Annotated in this window: 20 protein-coding genes; 14 read left to right on the plus strand and 6 right to left on the minus strand. The window is 33.7% G+C overall.

What is annotated here, in order from left to right; translation table 11 throughout:
- Window positions 1-6 precede the first annotated feature (6 nt).
- The 3 genes from hemA to BXU10_RS17800 form a co-directional block, all read right to left on the minus strand.
- Window positions 7-1,311, minus strand: a complete 1,305-nt coding sequence (gene hemA / locus BXU10_RS17790; protein ID WP_078228908.1) for a glutamyl-tRNA reductase — start codon at window positions 1,309-1,311, stop codon at window positions 7-9.
- 360 nt (window positions 1,312-1,671) lie between these two features.
- Window positions 1,672-2,259 carry a hypothetical protein gene (locus tag BXU10_RS17795; RefSeq protein ID WP_078228909.1) on the minus strand — a complete coding sequence of 196 codons (588 nt, stop codon included), beginning with the start codon at window positions 2,257-2,259 and terminating at the stop codon, window positions 1,672-1,674.
- Window positions 2,260-2,277: 18 nt separating this feature from the next.
- Window positions 2,278-2,712 carry a hypothetical protein gene (locus tag BXU10_RS17800; RefSeq protein WP_078228910.1) on the minus strand — a complete coding sequence of 145 codons (435 nt, stop codon included), beginning with the start codon at window positions 2,710-2,712 and terminating at the stop codon, window positions 2,278-2,280.
- Between the two features lie 367 nt (window positions 2,713-3,079).
- Here BXU10_RS17800 and BXU10_RS17805 point away from each other — a divergent pair, with 367 nt between their 5' ends.
- The 8 genes from BXU10_RS17805 (at window position 3,080) to BXU10_RS17840 (ending at window position 9,703) form a co-directional block, all read left to right on the plus strand.
- On the plus strand, window positions 3,080-3,946 hold the full coding sequence (locus BXU10_RS17805) for an AraC family transcriptional regulator (protein WP_031456716.1): 867 nt from the start codon (window positions 3,080-3,082) through the stop codon (window positions 3,944-3,946).
- Between the two features lie 68 nt (window positions 3,947-4,014).
- Entirely contained in the window at window positions 4,015-4,410 is a 396-nt protein-coding gene (locus BXU10_RS17810) for a hypothetical protein (protein ID WP_123922045.1), read from the plus strand.
- A gap of 232 nt (window positions 4,411-4,642) precedes the next feature.
- Window positions 4,643-5,656, plus strand: coding sequence for a ferrochelatase (hemH, locus tag BXU10_RS17815; RefSeq protein ID WP_078228912.1), 1,014 nt, complete (start codon window positions 4,643-4,645; stop codon window positions 5,654-5,656).
- Window positions 5,657-5,731: 75 nt separating this feature from the next.
- Window positions 5,732-6,280 (plus strand): CopD family protein, encoded by a 549-nt coding sequence (locus BXU10_RS17820; RefSeq protein WP_031456713.1) that lies wholly within the window; start codon window positions 5,732-5,734, stop codon window positions 6,278-6,280.
- A 129-nt stretch (window positions 6,281-6,409) separates the two neighbouring features.
- The gene (locus BXU10_RS17825) at window positions 6,410-7,825 is read left to right on the plus strand and encodes an ATP-binding protein (protein WP_078228913.1); all 1,416 of its coding nucleotides are present in this window, start codon (window positions 6,410-6,412) and stop codon (window positions 7,823-7,825) included.
- A 10-nt stretch (window positions 7,826-7,835) separates the two neighbouring features.
- Window positions 7,836-8,618, plus strand: coding sequence for an enoyl-CoA hydratase/isomerase family protein (locus BXU10_RS17830; RefSeq protein WP_078228914.1), 783 nt, complete (start codon window positions 7,836-7,838; stop codon window positions 8,616-8,618).
- Between the two features lie 100 nt (window positions 8,619-8,718).
- The gene (locus BXU10_RS17835) at window positions 8,719-9,120 is read left to right on the plus strand and encodes a hypothetical protein (RefSeq protein ID WP_078228915.1); all 402 of its coding nucleotides are present in this window, start codon (window positions 8,719-8,721) and stop codon (window positions 9,118-9,120) included.
- A 55-nt stretch (window positions 9,121-9,175) separates the two neighbouring features.
- Complete coding sequence (locus tag BXU10_RS17840) at window positions 9,176-9,703, plus strand: hypothetical protein (protein ID WP_078228916.1); 528 nt, start codon at window positions 9,176-9,178, stop codon at window positions 9,701-9,703.
- Between the two features lie 61 nt (window positions 9,704-9,764).
- Here BXU10_RS17840 and BXU10_RS17845 read toward each other — a convergent pair whose 3' ends face one another.
- The 3 genes from BXU10_RS17845 to BXU10_RS17855 form a co-directional block, all read right to left on the minus strand.
- Window positions 9,765-10,418, minus strand: coding sequence for a metal-dependent transcriptional regulator (locus BXU10_RS17845; protein ID WP_031456708.1), 654 nt, complete (start codon window positions 10,416-10,418; stop codon window positions 9,765-9,767).
- 94 nt (window positions 10,419-10,512) lie between these two features.
- A complete protein-coding gene (locus BXU10_RS17850) occupies window positions 10,513-12,381 on the minus strand; it encodes an Nramp family divalent metal transporter (protein WP_078228917.1) in 1,869 nt (622 codons plus the stop codon).
- A 74-nt stretch (window positions 12,382-12,455) separates the two neighbouring features.
- Window positions 12,456-12,848 carry a Fur family transcriptional regulator gene (locus BXU10_RS17855; protein ID WP_078228918.1) on the minus strand — a complete coding sequence of 131 codons (393 nt, stop codon included), beginning with the start codon at window positions 12,846-12,848 and terminating at the stop codon, window positions 12,456-12,458.
- A 96-nt stretch (window positions 12,849-12,944) separates the two neighbouring features.
- Between BXU10_RS17855 and BXU10_RS17860 the strand changes: the two genes are divergently transcribed.
- From BXU10_RS17860 to BXU10_RS17885, 6 genes are all read left to right on the plus strand, one after another.
- Window positions 12,945-13,298 carry a MerC domain-containing protein gene (locus BXU10_RS17860; RefSeq protein ID WP_031456705.1) on the plus strand — a complete coding sequence of 118 codons (354 nt, stop codon included), beginning with the start codon at window positions 12,945-12,947 and terminating at the stop codon, window positions 13,296-13,298.
- A gap of 11 nt (window positions 13,299-13,309) precedes the next feature.
- Window positions 13,310-14,215: an NAD(P)/FAD-dependent oxidoreductase gene (locus BXU10_RS17865; RefSeq protein WP_078228919.1), complete on the plus strand. Its 906-nt coding sequence runs from the start codon at window positions 13,310-13,312 to the stop codon at window positions 14,213-14,215.
- Window positions 14,216-14,330: 115 nt separating this feature from the next.
- Window positions 14,331-16,553 carry a TonB-dependent receptor gene (locus tag BXU10_RS17870; protein ID WP_078228920.1) on the plus strand — a complete coding sequence of 741 codons (2,223 nt, stop codon included), beginning with the start codon at window positions 14,331-14,333 and terminating at the stop codon, window positions 16,551-16,553.
- Between the two features lie 108 nt (window positions 16,554-16,661).
- Window positions 16,662-17,126: a thioredoxin family protein gene (locus BXU10_RS17875; protein ID WP_031456702.1), complete on the plus strand. Its 465-nt coding sequence runs from the start codon at window positions 16,662-16,664 to the stop codon at window positions 17,124-17,126.
- Between the two features lie 17 nt (window positions 17,127-17,143).
- Window positions 17,144-18,301 (plus strand): lycopene cyclase family protein, encoded by a 1,158-nt coding sequence (locus BXU10_RS17880; RefSeq protein ID WP_078228921.1) that lies wholly within the window; start codon window positions 17,144-17,146, stop codon window positions 18,299-18,301.
- A 238-nt stretch (window positions 18,302-18,539) separates the two neighbouring features.
- Entirely contained in the window at window positions 18,540-18,950 is a 411-nt protein-coding gene (locus BXU10_RS17885) for a BrxA/BrxB family bacilliredoxin (protein WP_031456700.1), read from the plus strand.
- Window positions 18,951-19,003: the final 53 nt, after the last annotated feature.

Below are 19,003 nucleotides of genomic sequence, written 5' to 3' on the forward strand. Positions count from 1 at the left end.
TAACTATTATGAGAGGTTGATTTTATATTTTTCTTCAACCGGGGAAGGAATATTTTTTGGTGCAAGCTGTCCAATCTGAAATACTTTTTCAATAAACTCGATACTTTCATCAATTGATGTATTTTCGTTTTTTAAGTGACTGGCAAACTGACTGGTAATTTTTTGTATAATTCGGGAACTTATTAGTTCAGCCTGTTCTTCATCAAAGTTAAGCATTTTCTTTTTTTGAAAGGCCAGTTCTCCGGCAACAAGATCGTTTAGTTTTGCTTTAAGAGCATGAATAGTTGGCGCATATTTACGGCCATTCATCCAGGTATTCAATTCTAATTTCATATCCTCGATTATCGCCTCGGCAGCAGGAATATGCTGTTTTCTTCTTTCAAGAGTGTCATCTGTCATCTGTGACAAATAATCTAAATGTATTAAAGTTACGCCCGGTATTTGTTCTACATCAGGATTTACATTTCTTGGGATAGATAAATCCAGAATCAATAAAGGTTTCTTTAAATTCAGTAATGTTTTGTCAATAGTTGGGTTTTTTGCTCCTGTAGCTACAACCAATACATCAGCTTGTTGCAGTTCCTCCTGTAAGTTAGCATAATCTTTTACGATAACATTTAGTTTGCCAGCCAGGATTTCGGCTTTGTTTTTGGTTCTGTTGATAAGCGTAATGTGACCGTTTTTAGTATGTTTTACCAAATTTTCGCAGGTATTTCGGCCTATTTTTCCAGTTCCGAACAGTAGAATATTTTTGTTTCCAATCTCTTCTACGTTTTTAATGATATATTGAACCGATGCAAACGAAACGGATGTTGCACCAGAAGAAATTTCAGTATCTGTTTTGACTTTTTTACTTGCCTGAATAACGCTATTGACAAGTCGATCAATAAAAGTATTAATTAAACCTTCTGATTTACTAAGGTTGAAAGCGATTTTAATCTGGCTGATGATTTCAAAATCACCTAAAATCTGACTGTCTAAACCTGTTCCTACACGAAACATATGGTTTACGGCTTCCTGATTTTTGTAGATATAGGCAACTTCGCGAAATTCCTCAACGGAACCATTACTGTTATCGCAAAGTAATTTGATTAATTCGTATGGATGATTGGCAAAACCATAAATTTCAGTTCTGTTGCAGGTAGAAGTGACAATTAATGATTCTATTCCTTCGGTTTTAGCCTGAGCCAGTAAATCAGATTGTGCTTTAGCATCTAAACTAAATTTTCCTCTAATAGTGGCATCTGCTTTTTTATAACTTAAACCTAAGGCGTAAAAAGTGGTAGTTCTGGACATATTAAAATTTTCCATATTATACTTTTGTTAAAAAGTGCAACAAAATTATTACTAACTAATTTATAAAAACAACGCTAGAGGTACTTTTTATATCGCTATGGAATAAATTGATACATTTTGGCTATTCTAAATAGTATTTATTGCCATTTATAATGATATCAAGGATTCGACAACCCGTTATGTATATTTGTTCTAAATAACAGTCTGGCTTTTGTTTTAAATATTCTACGAAAAAATATCGCTATGAGTTCGTATAAATGCTTTTTGGGTTTTATATCCCATTCACTTTCACGATTCTGGAAAGTTTAGATATAAAAACAGCTTCGTTAAATAAAACCCTACCTTAAATTAAGGCAGGGTTTCAAAAGAAATAAATTATTTTTGAACGATTGGCGTTCTCAAAGACTCTAATACAGCAACGATATCCGTATAAAGAACTGTGTTTGAAGCAACACCATTTGCATTGGCAGCAGCGCCAACATACCCTTCAAATTTGGTATAATCTGCATTGCTGGATTTTGTTCCCATACGTGCATTTATTGCCGGATCATGTGCAGCAACCATATTCAAACCGGAATAAGTATTAACAGCATTTGTTCCTCCTGTATTGTAAGAGAAGAAATCAGTTAAATTGTCAGATAATTTTGCAATACTGGTAGCCTGAGTATTTCCTGTTTCTGCTAAAACCGGAGCAAAATGTGCCTGTAAGTTTCCTGAAGCATTAGACTGAATATCGGCTACGATTAATCCTATTGTTGAGTTCACTACTTTACGAAAACTTAAACGGCCCTGTTCGATCATCTGTCCTGAGTTATCAGGATCTGCAACCATTTTTGTTCCGCCTAAACGTTCGTATATAGATGCTTTTGCTGGTGCTGGAGCGTCATCGTCATTATTGCAGGAAGTTAAAGTTGCTGATGCAGCTACTAATACACTAAGTGTGATTTTTGAGAAATTTTTCATGATAAAATATTTAAAGGTTTAATTAAAAAATTGATTTACTTTTTTAGATAATTTATAACTCATACTGTTTTGATTTACCGGGCAAACTTCCTTACTGGCCAGGTGTGCCGGTAATATATAACGCTGGGCATCATATTGTCCTTTGGTCATTAATTCATCAAATACTTTTTTAGAGTCAGTAATTTTATTGTTGTGGAAATAGACTACCACATTTCTTTTAACAATAATAGAATCAGAAGTTAGTCCTTTGATAGATCGTAAATCCGAACATATTTGCTTTGCCTGAAGAGAATCTATATCTTGTTTGAAATCGATTCTGCTTACCTGCAAATTTGGACTTTCGTAAACTGCCGGTTTGGCTGTAATAATGTGGAAAAGGAAAATGCCGATAAATAATACAATGACTATGAGTCCTGACCAAAGTATCTTTTTAATTGTTTTGTTCGTTTTCATATCGATAATTTTAAAATGATTAGATTTTGAAATTACATACGAGAGCTTTTTTGGCTTGGTTTTATTATTTATAAGAAAAGTATTAATTTAGAATTGCTATAAATAGCTAAAACGTTATCGTTCATTTTTAGAAAGTAAACTTATTGCGGGTTTTAATCCTGAAAGGGAGTGGCAAAGCCTATAGCTTAAGGCGTTGCCATACAAAAATCATTACAGCCAAAGGATTTGAATTTGTTAAAGACTAAAACGATAAAGATTTTATAAATTTAGGTGCAGATAATCGATAAACCATCAAAAAGATTTAATTTTGGATGTCCAATTATTCGTTTTATCAAAAACGGGAATAGTAACCTGAATAAAGAAATCAATGGAGGAAGAAATAAAAATTGAGGATGACTTTACGCTTATACGTTTTCAAAACGACGGCTCAGAACCATTTTTTGCTCAGCGTGAAGTAGGCAGTGGCCTGATACAGTTTCATTTCGGACTAAAAGGCAATGCTAAATTTCTTTTCAATCAGGGCAATTATGCTTTGGAACTAAAAGAAGAAAAATCTTTGCTATTGTATAACCCGCAGAAGGAATTGCCACTCAATTTAGAATTAGCTCAAAATTCCTGGGTAATCTCTGTAATTGTTTCTATAAAGAAATTTCACGCTTTATTTTCTGCCGAGGCGAATTATATCACGTTTTTAAGTCCTGATAATAAGGATAAAAAATATTACAACGAGGGAAATATCAGCCCGTCAATGGCAATTGTTTTAAGCCAGCTGTTTCATTATAATCTTCATCCATCCATAAAAAACTTGTATTATAAAGGAAAAGGATACGAATTGTTGAGTTTGTATTTCAACAGAACCGAAGACCCAAACGCAGAACAATGTCCGTTTTTGATTGATGAGGATAATGTTTTGAAAATCCGAAAAGCAAAAGAAATCGTAATTGCTAATATGGCAGAGCCTCCAGGATTACAAGAATTAGCAGATCAGATTGGTTTGAATCTGAAGAAACTGAAAATGGGTTTCAAGCAAATTTATGGCGACACGGTTTACGGATTTCTGTTTGATTACAAAATGGATTTCGCCAGAAAATTGTTAGACAGCGGTTCTTATAACGTAAACGAGGTTGGATTGAAAATCGGCTATAGCACAGGAAGTCATTTTATAGCGGCATTCAAAAAGAAATTTGGCACAACGCCTAAAAAATATTTGATGTCAATTAATGCGAATGTTTAATGGTTAGAAAGTATTCAATTGTTTTATTGCTTTTCATAATGCTGTCTTGTAAATTAAAAGAAGATAAAATGTTTTTTGATTTTGATAGTGTTGAATATTATTCCTTGAATAAAAGTAAAGATGAAGAAGTAAATGACAATAATAGAAAAGGTATTAAAGATTCAATCTTAAACAATATTCTGTATTCTGAATTTCCAGAGAAGCTAAATAATGGTGTTTTTTACAAAAAAATTAATTCTGATGGATTTTCTAAATCTGAATTATCTCAAGAAGATGTTGAGTATTTAAAAAATGATGTTTTTGTAGAAAAATTTTCTCTGAAAATGTTTGAAATGAGTAAAGCCTGTGCCCCAGAGTATCGGGATATTTTAGTTTTTAAGAAGGAGAATGAAATTTCGGGGATTGCTAAAATCTGTCTTTCTTGTGGTCATTTTTATTTTGTTAGTTCTAAAAAAAAAGATTAATACAGAAGATTTTGGGACAGAAAGAGACTATGAATCGTTAGGAAAATTATTTAGTACTTACAAGAAGTATAAAAATTAAAACATGTTCTAACGATCAATTTTAAAAATAACACCATAATAGAAAAGTAATAATTATCATATTTCGAAGAAGTAACAAGTACTACTTTTGACGAAATTTTTAAAAACAAATAAAAAGCTTAAAGCCTAGTGCTTAAAGCCTAAAGCAAAAAATATGAAAGGCGTATTATTAGTAAACTTAGGTTCCCCGGAAAGTCCAACACCAAAAGATGTAAAACCGTATTTAGATGAATTTTTAATGGATAAATACGTAATCGATGTTCCGTATTTATTAAGAGCATTATTAGTTCGAGGGATTATTCTGAGAAAAAGACCCGAAGAATCCGCACACGCTTACGCGAAAATCTGGTGGGAAGAAGGTTCTCCATTAGTTGTGCTGTCTGAAAGAATGCAGAAAAAAGTTCAGCCTTTAGTAAATGTCCCGGTTTCTCTGGCAATGCGTTATGGAAGCATGACAATCGAAAAAGGACTTCAGGAGCTGCACGATAAAGGAGTTACTGATGTAATGCTTTTTCCATTATATCCGCAATATGCAATGGCTTCTACCTTAACTATTTTGGTTAAAGCCGAAGAAATTCGCAAAAAGAAATTTCCTCACATGAAATTTACAGATGTTCCGGCATTTTACAATAAACCGGATTACATCAAAAATTTAGCAGATTCAATCCAGAAACATTTAGTTGGATTTGAATACGATCATTTATTGTTTTCGTACCACGGAATCCCGGAGCGTCATATCCGAAAAACGGATGTGACAAAATCACATTGTAAAATCGATGGTTCCTGCTGTAACACGCCATCTCCGGCACATGAATTCTGTTATCGTCACCAATGTTATGAAACTACGAAACAAGTCGTTAAATTGCTGGGACTTCCAGAAGATAAATACAGTTTAACTTTCCAGTCTCGTTTGGCAGGTGATAAATGGCTAGAGCCTTACACTGATGTTGAAATTGACAACATGCCTGCAAAAGGAATCAAGAAATTAGCGGTTGTAACACCGGCATTCGTTTCAGATTGTTTAGAGACTCTGGAAGAAATTGCCATGCGTGCCAAAGAAGATTTTGAAGCAAATGGAGGAGAAGAGTTTCTTGCAGTTCCATGTTTGAATGACGATGATGAATGGTGTGAGACGGTTTCTAACTGGATTAATGATTGGGCGAAATAATATTTGTTTCAGGTTTAAGGTTTCAAGTTTCAACTTTGAGAAAACCTTAAACTTGAAACTTGAAACAAATAATTAATGGAATACTATAATTATCTAAAATCACTGCACATTATCTTCGTACTAACCTGGTTCGTAGGATTATTTAATATTGTGCGTTTGTTTGTATATCAAATAGAAGCAAATGATAAGCCATCTCCCGAAAAAGAAATTTTGCAGGCGCAATTCAAAATAATGAGTTATCGTCTGTGGTATATTATCACATGGCCATCAGCAATTTTAGCCAGTATTTTTGCTTTTTGGATGCTGTTTTTCACGGATTTAGGAAATGCGTGGCTCAAAATGCCCTGGATGCACATTAAATTAGGTTTCGTTTTTCTATTGTATCTGTATCATTTAAAATGCCATCAGATTTTTAAACAATTACAAAATAATGAGGTGAAATATTCCAGTAATTATATGCGTTTATGGAATGAAGGCGCCACTATTATATTATTTGCTATTGTTTTTTTAGTAGTTTTAAAAAGTGCTTTCAACTGGATCTTCGGCGTAGTCGGAATCATTTTATTCTCCGTTTTACTTATGTTAGGCTTTAAATTTTATAAACGAATTAGAGAAAAAAAATAGTTTTTTTAGTTTCAGGTTTCAAGTTGAAAAATGTAACGTAACCTGAAACCTGAAACAAATAAAACAAAAGTAATGCTGAACAACTTCAAAATGTCAATGCTTTCACTGCGAATCAGGATTTTTCTGTCGATGATTGTATTGATTGTTGTGGCATCTTTTTTAATGGCTTCCATATCGATTATTCAGTTTAAAAATGAAGCCAAAGAATACCATCAGGAACGATTAGAGCGTAAAGAAAATGCCGTAAAAGAGCACATCAATTATGTCTTGGCAACGACAACTTATCCATTGAAAACGGGTAATTTAGATCTGATTTTCAAAGATAAAATTCACGAACTGGCTCAGATTCATAAAATAGAAATCAACATCTACAGTCTGAACGGAATATTGCTTAAAACTTCCAAAGAATCTTTTGCTGTTGATAAAGTAGCCCCGCCTGTTCCGGATTATATTCTGAAATTAGTGCGTTCTTCTATTGAAAAACGTTTTGTAGATATTAAAACTATCGACGGAGTCAAAAACAGGTCTTCTTACAGTTTAATTAAAGATGAGAAATTTAAACCTCTCGGGATATTAAATTTGCCTTATTTGGAGGACGATGGTTATTATGACAACGAATTAAATACTTTTCTAATTCGATTAAGTCAGGTATATTCTTTTATGTTGGTTGTGGCTTTTGCATTGGCTTATTTTCTTTCGACTTACATCACAAAATCACTTAAAACGATTTCTGATCGTCTGGAAGAAACAAACTTAGATCAGAAAAACGAAAAAATTGTTTTGGAAGCAAACAGTAAAGAAGTGAACTTTTTGATTAAGGCCTACAACGGAATGGTCGATAAACTCGAAACAAGTGCCATTAAACTTGCCCAAAGCGAACGTGAAGAAGCCTGGCGGGAAATGGCGAAGCAAGTCGCACACGAAATTAAAAATCCGCTGACACCTATGCGTTTGACGGTCCAGAGTTTTCAGAGAAAGTTTGATCCTAATGATCCTGATGTGAAACAGAAAATGAACGATTACTCTGAAACTTTAATTCAGCAAATTGATACAATGACAGCCGTAGCTTCTGCATTTTCAAATTTTGCTTCGATGCCGGCACAGCAAAATGAAACCCTAAATGTTGTTGAGGTAGTAGAACTGGCATTGGATATTTTTAACGAAGATTATATTGTTTTTGAAAGTGATGAAGAAGAAATCATCTCAAAAATGGATCGTACCCAATTGATTCGTGTCATTACAAATTTAGTTAAAAATGCTACACAGGCGATTCCGGAAAGCCAGTTTCAGAAATCAATTCTGGTTACTGTAAAACGTAAAAATAATAATGTTGAAATTGCAGTAAAAGATAACGGAGTCGGAATTCAAAAGTTGGATACCAACCGTATTTTCGAACCAAAATTTACCACCAAAACCAGCGGAATGGGACTTGGTCTCGGAATTATAAAAAACATTATCGAAAATTACAAAGGAACAATTACCTTTGAGTCAACTTATGGTAAAGGAACGACGTTTACAGTTTCCTTACCTATTACAAACTCATAAAAACAGCGTCATGAACTACGAAAATCTTTTAATAGCCATTGAAGAAAAAATTGCAACCGTAACAATCAACAGACCTGCAAAACTAAATGCTTTAAATAAAGCGACCATTAGTGATTTGAGTAAAGCGGTAAAGTTATTGGGTAAAAATGAAGAAGTTCGTGTAATTATTATTACCGGAAGTGGCGAAAAAGCATTTGTAGCCGGAGCCGATATTTCAGAATTTGCAAATTATACTATTATCGAAGGAACACAATTAGCCGCTGAAGGACACGAATCGCTTTTTGATTATATCGAAAATCTAAAGAAACCAGTCATTGCAGCTATAAATGGTTTTGCATTGGGTGGCGGATTAGAACTGGCAATGGCCTGTCATTTCAGAATAGCTTCTGACAATGCCAAAATGGGTTTGCCGGAAGCTTCTTTAGGATTAATTCCGGGTTATGGAGGAACACAACGTTTACCGCAATTAATTGGCAAAGGACGAGCGATGGAAATGATTATGACGGCAGGCATGATTTCTGCCGATGAAGCAAAACAATACGGATTAGTAAATCATGTTGTTCCTCAGGCAGAACTTTTATCATTTACAAATGTAATTGCCCAAAAAATCATCAAAAATGCCCCGTTTGCAATCAATAAAGCAATAAAAGCCATCAATGCAAATTATAAAGATGGAAAAGATGGTTTCGAGACAGAAATAAAATCATTCGGAAAATGTTTCGGAACTCAGGATTTTAAAGAAGGAACAACGGCATTTTTAGAAAAACGAAAAGCGCAGTTTACAGGAAAATAAAATTATACCACAAAGTTGTATAGAGATTTTATACAGGTACACAAAGTAATTAAAAAACACACTTTGAATCTTGAAACCTTAGCAACTAAAACATTAAAAAATGTCATACGAACCTATATTTGCTCTTTTTTGTGAACGCGTGAAAGAAAGCATTCAAAGCGGTACCTTTGCCAAACTTACGTTAGCTAAAACCATTGGCGATACAGAACTGAAAAATATTTATTTCAGATTGGTTTTAAATGAAGATGAGACCTTCTCAATTTCGTTAACTTTTCGCTATAAAACTGAAGAAATGGAAAGTATCCATACTCTCGATGAAGCTTTGTTGGTTTTAGGCACTTATATCAAAAATCCATTTTTGACAGCACTTTTATTCACAATAGAAAATGATTTGACTTTCAAAGTGAATAAAAAAAATGCCGGAAGCATTATCGAACAGCCGCCGACTTTCAAAAATGCGTCGCCGGTTATGTTGGAAATGATTGAGAAAGGTATTGTTTAACAGAGCTTATAACTAAAATTTAAGTTTAAGAAATCCAATAATTAAAATTTAACCAATGAACAAAAAAATTATCATTATTATAATTGCTTTGGCTTTTATAGGTACTGGCGTTACTGCTCAGACTAAAATGAAAGAATATAAAGCCGGACATGTTTTTAATATTAGTCTACCGGATTATATGAATAAAACGGCAGGAATAAATACATCTTCGGCTATTCAGTATAAAAGCGAGGTTAAGGAAGTTTACGGATTTGTCATATATGATACTAAAGAAGAATTAGGGTATTTAGAATTAAATTACAATTCTATAAATGATTTTTACGACGATTTTATGAAAGATTTTTTAACGGATGAAGACAAGAAAGAGATTTCTAAATCTGTTTCTAAAAAAATAGGGGAAAATAATTTTATAGAGTCAGATGCTACTTATTTTGATAAAGATGCCAATATGGAGATTTATTATCTGATTGGGATTGTCGAAACTAAAAAAGCATTTTATAAAGTGTTGTCATGGACTTCTAAAGAAAAGAAAGATACGTTTAAAATCGATTTTCAAAAGATATTATATAGTTTGAAAGACTAAATTGCAAAAGCCCAAAAAGACTAAATTTTCTTTTTGGGCTTTTTTAAATAGTATGTTGAACTTAGATCAGTTTCACAAATAAATTAGAAGCAATTTTGTTTGAAATAGATAATTCTCTTTCATCCACTTTGATTTTTACCGATAAATCAAAAGCTTCTTTCGACTGAAACATAATTTTAGATCCCAAAGCTATTCCTTGTTTATCCAGATATTTTAAAAACTCAGACGAAGTATCTTTTACACCTACACAAACACCAATTTGTTTTTCTGCCAATTCTGAAAGTAAGTGTTTTTCAATTTTAATGATTCGTCCGTTAGCATCCGGAATGGGGTCTCCATGCGGATCCTCTGTTGGATTTCCCAGAAAATCATCCAAACGGTTGATTAGTTGTTCTGATTTGATGTGTTCAAGCTGTTCAGCAATATCATGCACTTCATCCCAGCTGAAATTTAATTTTTCTACTAAAAAAACTTCCCACAAACGATGTTTTCTAACAATCATTTTTGCAGATAGTTTTCCGTTCTCAGTCAATGAAACTCCCTGGTATTTTTTATAATTCACCAAATCCTTTTCGGACAGTTTTTTAAGCATATCAGTAACCGATGATGCTTTGGTTTCCATCATTTCGGCTATGGCATTAGTGCTGACTTCAGTTTCTAATGAAGCCGTAAGATGGTAGATCGCTTTAAGGTAGTTTTCTTCTGAGAAAGTCATTTCTTTTGAGGTTCTAAGGTTCTGAGATACTAAGGTTCTAAGTTTAAAAGCATTCAAAGAAAAACCTTAGCAACTTAGGGCCTCAGCACCTTTTTTATTTAACAATCAACAAAGGTATTGAAATTTTATGTCTCAATTTGTCTACTGTTGTGCCAAAAAGAATATCTTTTAATCCTGTGTGACCGTGCGTTCCCATTACTAAAATATCAAAATTGCCCTGATTGATTATCTTCGGAATCACGCTGTCAGGTTTTCCAAAACCAAGTGCAGTTTCTATTTTGAAGCCTTTATTCGAAAGCAGCTCTTTATATTCTAATAATAATTTTTCGTCTATTGTTGTTTCGTGATCATCAACATTGCCGCCATACATTAAGGCACCAACAGTTTCAACAATATGAATTATGGTATATTGTGCATCGATTCCGCCCAGCTCGAAAGCGTTGTTTAGTGCGGCTTCATCAGCTTTTGAAAAATCGACGGAGATGGCTATATTTTTCTTAGTATAAGTTTCTTTTGGAGTGTATTGTAATTTTAAATGATGAGGTGAATGATTTTCAATATTTGATTTTGCTCTTGCAATAAAAGGTTTAAAAACGATATAAAGTAAAAGTCCGAGAAATCCAAATGCTAAAGGGACAACCGTAAACCAGAGAATCGCTGGGTTACTGGAGTTTTCTAGCCAGGAAGTGATTTCGTCATAAACTAATTTGGCATTTAGGGAAACGATGATAGAAGCAATAATCCAGGCAGCAATTTGAGTAGTTTTTGAAATATGAAAACCTTTCATTTTAGTTTTATCGCTCACAAAGTGTATTAATGGAATAATCGCAAACCCTAATTGTAGACTCAAAATAACCTGACTTAAGATCAATAATTTTCCGGTTACGCTTTCTCCGTAAATTAGAATCACAACAACAGCGGGAACAATCGCAATCAACCGTGTTATGATTCGACGAACCCAGGGCTGAATCCTTAAATTCAAATAACCTTCCATCACAATCTGTCCGGCTAAGGTTCCGGTTACAGTTGAACTTTGTCCAGCGGCAATCAAGGCAACAGCAAACAATATTGGGGCCCATTTGGTTCCCAGTAAAGGTTCTAAAAACTGATGTGCATCCTGAATTTCGGCCACTTCAAACATTCCGTTTTTGTAAAATGTGGCTGCTGCCAAAATTAGAATGGCTGCATTTACAAAAAAGGCTAAGTTTAAAGCAATTGTCGAATCAATAAAGTTGTATTTCAAAGCCTGTTTGATTCCGGCTGGTGTTCTGTCGAATTTTCTGGTTTGTACCAATGAAGAGTGCAGGTACAAGTTGTGAGGCATTACCGTTGCACCAATAATTCCGATTGCGATATATAAAGCTGCTGAACTTGGCATTGATGGAACCAGTCCGTAAATCACTTTGTCAAGCTCCGGTTCAGCAAAAATCATTTCAAAGATGAAAGAAAAACCAATAATAGCAACTAAAACTATAATAAAGGCCTCCATTTTTCGGATTCCTTTATTAATTAGAAACAGTAATAGAAAAGTATCCAAAACAGTTATCAAAACCCCTTCAATAAGCGGAATATCAAATAATAAATTAATCCCGATTGCCATTCCCAAAACTTCTGCTAAATCACAGGCTGCAATGGCAATTTCGGCTAAAAAGTATAATATGTAATTGATGAATTTCGAATACGTTTCACGAGATGCCTGAGCCAGGTCACGCTGAGTCACAATTCCCAGTCTTGCACTTAAACTTTGAAGTAACAAAGCCATTAAGTTGCTCATCAATAAAACCCAAAGCAAAGAATATCCAAACTGACTACCGCCGGCAATATCTGTGGCCCAGTTTCCGGGATCCATATATCCAACGCTTACCAAATAAGCGGGACCTAAAAAGGCTAATATTTTACGGAATCCGGTTTTTTTGTGCTCTGTAGCAACCGATTGGTTTACTTCGTCTAAAGATCTTGTCATTTTTAAAAATGTTGTTTTAACAAATATATATAAAAATCATATTCGCACAACAAAATTTTTAGACAAGTCTAAAACTAAATGTTCGAATTTAAACAATTAGGGCATAATCCTGATAAAGTGAAATTTATATTATTTACTTTATAATTATGGGGTATGATATAACTTGGTTTTACATTTTCGAGGCAAGTTATTTCAAGACACTTTTCACAGCTGAAATGAGCATGATTATGAATGTGAACCCGTTGTGCATGATGGTTACATTTTGCATATTTTACAGTACCGTCAAGATCAACTATTTTGTGCACGATATCATCATTAACCAGACGGTCTAAAATTCTGTAAACAGTAACGCGATCACAGACATCTTCAATTTGTTTGTAAATTTCTGTGTGTGACAGAGCAGTCTTAGATTTCCCAAAAATCTCTAAAACGGCCGTCTTTGCTGTGGTATTTCTAGTTGTTTTCATTTTTTTTCGAATAAAAAATAATATCGCAACATTGTTGCAGTTTGGTTTTTATGTATATATTTGCAACAAAATTGCATTAAAGCAAATGTACGTGAAATGAAGAAAACTGCAACACCTTTTTATGATATTTTAGGATTGTCAACAGCTACTATTTGTTTAGTGCATTGTTTGATTTTTCCACTTTTAACTATTCTCCCTTTTGGGCTAAATCATAATCCGGTAATTGATTTGTTGTTTGCTTTAATTGGTGTTTTTGCTATTTTCAAAATTATAAAAAAATCATCGGTTTTAGTATCCTCAATTCTGGTTGTTTCGATGAGTCTTATTTGGATTAGTATTTTAGGTGAAATGATATTTGAAATTCATATTGACTTAATTTACTTAGGAGGAATCGGAATGATCATCGGACATTTATTGAATTATAAATTACACAAAAAACAAAATCATTAAAAATTACCCTTATGGAAAAGAATTTTGAAGTGATTATTATTGGAGGCAGTTACAGCGGTTTATCTGCAGCGATGAGTTTAGGACGTTCTTTACGTCAGGTTTTACTTATCGACAGTGGTTTGCCTTGTAATAGGCAAACACCACATTCTCATAATTTTATTACTCACGATGGGGAAACTCCTGCAGAAATTTTGGCGAAAGCTAAATTGCAGGTTGAATTTTACAAGACAGTTCAATTTTACAATGGACTTGCCAGTGAAGTTGTTAAAACACAAAATGGTTTTGAAATAAAAACAGAATTGGGGGAACTATTTACGTCTAAAAAGCTATTATTTGCAACAGGCGTTAAAGATTTATTTCCGGAGATTAAAGGTTTTGCAGCATGTTGGGGGATATCGGTTTTACATTGTCCGTATTGTCATGGTTATGAAGTCAAAAATCAAAAAACAGCTATTGTTGCCAATGGCGAAATGGGTTTTGAATATGCAAAACTGATTTCGAACTGGACTAAAGATTTAATTTTATGTACAAACGGTAAATCAGAATTAACTTCTGAACAAACGCAAATTCTTAAAAAGCATGCTGTTTTGATTTTGGAAGAAGAATTAGAGTCTTTTGAACATAATGACGGATACATTTCGAATATTGTTTTCAAAAACGGAGAAAAGATTGATGTAAAAGACATTTATGCAAGACCGGCATTTAAACAGCATTGTTCGTTGCCACAAATTTTAGGCTGTGGGCTCAGTGATCATGGATTAATAAAAGTCGATTTGATGCAAAAGACAACTGTTTACGGTGTTTATGCAAGCGGAGATGCTACGACTCAAATGCGTTCTGTGGCTTTGGCAGTTTCGTCCGGATCTTTTGCTGGGGCGGCAATTAACAAAGAACTTATTGAGGAATCATTTGTTTGAGCTATTGTTATGTTTAAAGAGAAATATAACATCTTGATTTAAATTGAATTGTTTTTTTTGATTTATAATCATTGTTTGTCAAATTTAATTTTTAGTTTTGTCTAAATTTAATTTTATGATAACGAAAAACTCAATAGTAATATTGATTCTGTTTACTTTACAATTTTCTTATGCACAGGAAATCACTTCTGTTTCCGGTTTTATTTCAGCTGAAGGAAGAAAAATACAAGCTGCAAACGTTCATTTATTAGGTACAAAACAAAAAACAGTTACGGATAGTTTAGGATATTATTCGCTCGAAAATGTTGCTGTTGGAAATTATACGATTCAAATTTCTCAAATGGGTTTTCAGAGCTTGAAAAAGAAAATTCAAGTTATTAAAGATGCTGTACAATCCTATAATTTTGAATTGACTGATAATGATAATCAATTAAATGAAGTGGTAGTTTCCGGAACTTTAAAACCGGTAAAACGATTAGAAAGTGCTGTACCTGTTGAAGTTTATTCTTCAGTTTTCTTCAAAAAAAATCCAACTCCAAGTATCTATGATGCACTGCAAAACATTAACGGTGTTCGACCACAGCTCAATTGTGGTGTCTGCAATACAGGAGATATTCACATTAACGGATTAGAAGGGCCGTATACATTGGTTTTAATTGATGGTATGCCCATTGTCAGCAGTTTATCGACAGTTTACGGGTTATCCGGGATTCCAAATTCTTTGGTGGAACGAATTGAAATTGTAAAAGGGCCGGCTTCTTCTCTGTATGGAAGTGAAGCGGTTGGAGGCCTAATTAATATTATCACTAAAAATCCAACAAATGCACCGGTTTTTTCTGCAGACTATTTTACAACTACTTATTTTGAAAGTAATCTCGATTTAGGAATGAAGTTTAATGCCGGAAAAAAAGCAACTTCAATTTTAGGGGTTAGTTACTTTAACTATGATCAGATAATAGATAAAGACAAGGATAATTTTACAGATGTAACCCTTTCAGAAAGGATTTCGGTTTTTAATAAATGGAGTTTTCAGCGAAATAATAATCGGTTATTTACTATCGCAGCCCGCGGAATGTATGAAGATCGATGGGGTGGAGATGTACGCTGGGAGAAGAAATACCGTGGAGGTGATGAGATTTACGGTGAAAGCATATACACAAAAAGAGGAGAATTAATAGGAAGTTACCAATTGCCTTTTGAAGAAAAACTGATGCTTTCATTCTCCGGGAACATACATTACCAGGACAGCCGCTACGGGACGACATCGTATATTGCTAACCAAAAAATTGGTTTTTTGCAGTTAACCTGGGATAGAAAGATTGGTCAAAATGATTTGCTTGCCGGAATTGCAAATCGCTATACATATTATGACGACAATACAGCAGGAACAAAAGATGCCGAAAGTACATGGCTACCCGGAATTTTTATTCAGGATGAAATTACGTTTTCGCCAAAAAGTCAGGTTTTGTTGGGAGCGCGTTACGATTATAACTCTATTCATGGTTCCATTTTTACACCAAGATTTGCTTATCGTTTCAAAGCAAATGAAAACTCCATCTTCAGATTAAATGCCGGAACCGGATTTCGCGTTGTAAATTTATTTACAGAAGATCACGCTGCACTTACAGGTTCAAGAGATGTTGTAATTGCTAATAATTTAAAACCGGAGAAATCTGTAAATGTGAATTTAAATTATATTCAGAAGATAAATTTTGGAAATGGAACTTTTATAGGAATTGAAACGACAGCTTTTTATACTCGTTTCAGCAATAAAATCATTTCAGATTACGAAACCGATCCCAATAAAATCATTTACGACAATATCGATGGTTATGCTTTAAGTCAGGGAATTAGTACCAATGTTGATCTGAATTTTCCTTCGGGCTTAAAATTTATTCTTGGCGCAACATTTTTAGATAACAAAAATGTACAGGATGTGATTTCGGAACGGCCTTTTCTGACAGAGAATTTTACAGCAACTTGGAGTGTTTCCTATAAAGTAAAACCACTAAAGTTGTTAATAGACTATACAGGTAATGTATACAGCCCAATGAAATTGCCTTTGCTGGGCGAAACCGATCCAAGAAGTCCTGAGTCGCCCAGGTACAGCATTCAGAATATTCAGTTTACGTATTCCGGCTGGAAGGATTTTGAAATTTACGGTGGAATCAAGAATCTGCTAAATTTTACACCAATGCAGAATAACCCGTTTTTGATTTCCGGTGCTGATGATCCGTTTGATAAAAATCCGGATGGTTTACCTTTTGATACCACCTATGTATATGGGCAGAATCAAACTATTCGAGGTTTTTTTGGGTTGCGGTATACTTTCAGGTAAATGCAGATGTCTGGAAAACATTTGTCCGGCTGAGCGGAGTCGAAGCACTTTCCAATTTACTAGCCTTCGACTCCGCTCAGGTTGACATCGGATTTAAAAAACTAACAAATGAAAAAGCTAGCTATAATTCTCCTCTTTCTCGGAATCAACTCAACAGGATTCAGTCAGCTTCAAAACAGATCATTTGAAGCAATGGATAGTTTACAGCAAATTCAAAAGCGAAAAATAATCGTTTTTATCCATACTGACTGGTGTCAGTTTTGCCAGCGTATGAAAGCGACGACTTTCAAAAATCAGGAAATTATTGAAAAATTAAATTCAAATTTTTATTTTATTGATTTGAATGCAGAAGAAAGAAGAGATATAACTTTTAATAATCAGTTGTTTAGATATAAACCTTCAGGAAATAATGTGGGTGTGCATGAACTGGCTTTACAGCTGGGAAGGATAAATAACCAGATTGTATATCCGGTTTTATGTGTTTTAAATCAAAAAAATGAAATCATCTTTCAGTATAATAGTTATTTAAGCCCGAAGGATTTTAAAATTCTTTTACAAAAATTGGAAGAATAAAATTGCTATTTTTGAGAATGAATTCTTCAGAAATCAAACACTTCGATTATATTTTTACAGGAACAGGTCAGGCTGCTTTGATGACGGTTTACAAGATGATTTTGTCCGGAAAATTCGCGGATAAACTTATTTTATTGTTAGATCAGGATTCAAAAAAAACAAACGACAGAACCTGGTGTTTTTGGGATAAGAATGAAAGTATGTGGGATTCTGTTATTTCAAAAAAATGGGATTTGGCTTTGTTTGCCAATGAAAATTTCAAGCGAGATTTAGAGCTCAGGCCTTATCAATACAATAAAATTAACGGGTTAGATTTTTATAATTTTATTTTTAAAGAGATTTCTAATAATTCCAATATCACTTTTTTGACTGAAAAAGTAACGGATATCAATGAACTAGATACTCATGTTTTTGTAGGTACAGAAGAAAACAGATATACGGCCAATTACTTATTTAACAGCATTTATACTAAGGATTTTACTCAGAATCAGAAAAAATATCCCGTTTTACAACAGCATTTTACAGGTTGGTTTGTGAAAACAGAAGCCGAAGTTTTTAATCCTGAAAAAGTAACTTTTATGGATTTTTCGGTAAAACAAAAAGGAAATACAAGGTTTATGTACGTTTTGCCTACTTCTAAAACTGAAGCTTTGGTCGAATATACATTGTTTTCAGAGAAGCTGCTTGAAAAAGCAGAATATGAAAAGGAAATTCAAATTTATCTTAAGAATTTTGGCGCCGATCAGTATGAAATTATCGAAAAAGAACAAGGCAGCATTCCGATGACCTGTTTTCCATTTTGGAATAAAAACACTAAAAGAGTATTAAATATTGGTACTGCAGGAGGCTGGACAAAAGCAAGTACAGGTTATACGTTTAAAAATTCAGATAAAAAATCATCTGAATTGATTGCTTTTCTTGAGACTGAAAATTTTAAAATGTCATCGTTTCATAAAAAAAGCAAATTCTGGTTTTATGATTTATTACTTTTGGATATTCTGTATAGAAATAACGAATTAGGAAGCCGTATTTTTTCATCTTTATTTAAAAAAGATAATCCAGCATTGATTTTTAAGTTTTTAGATGAAGAAACCAATTTAATAGAAGACCTCAAAGTGATTTTAAAATGCCCTAAAATACCATTTATAAAGGCATTGTGTCGGTATTTATTTTAAACATAATTTTTGTCATTCCATAGGAATCTCAAAGTCTGTAAGCTACAAATTTAGATTTCTATAGCATGACAAGATTGAACTTATATCAGGATGCCTTTTGACTTTCAACTTTATGCCTTTCAAACTTTCGACTTTTTAACAATTGAACTATAACAAAACTTTATACTTCAAATTAAGTTGTTGCCACTAAACTTTGTAACTTTGCAAAATCAAAAGTTAAATTTAAAAGATAAATAATATGTATCCACAAGAAATGGTAAAACCAATGGAAGCTGAATTGACATCTGCTGGTTTTCAAGATTTACATAGTGCTGACGCCGTAGATAACGCTATCAAAGCTGAAGGTACCACTTTAGTAGTTGTAAACTCTGTTTGTGGTTGTGCTGCAAGAAACGCACGTCCGGGAGCAAAAATGAGTTTAGAAGGTGCTAAAAAACCAGATCATTTAATTACGGTTTTCGCTGGTGTTGACAAAGAAGCGGTTGATGCTGCAAGACAACATATGTTTCCATTTCCTCCATCATCGCCATCTATGGCTTTGTTCAAAAACGGAGAATTGGTTCACATGTTAGAGCGTCACCACATCGAAGGACGTCCGGCAGAATTGATTGCTGAGAATTTGCAAGACGCGTTTAACGAGTTCTGTTAATTAAGTTACGAATAAGCTATATGAAGACTGTCTATTTATTTAGGCAGTCTTTT

Origin of the sequence: Flavobacterium sp. LM4 (assembly GCF_002017935.1) — a bacterium.
In the GTDB taxonomy this organism is placed as follows: domain Bacteria; phylum Bacteroidota; class Bacteroidia; order Flavobacteriales; family Flavobacteriaceae; genus Flavobacterium; species Flavobacterium chungangense.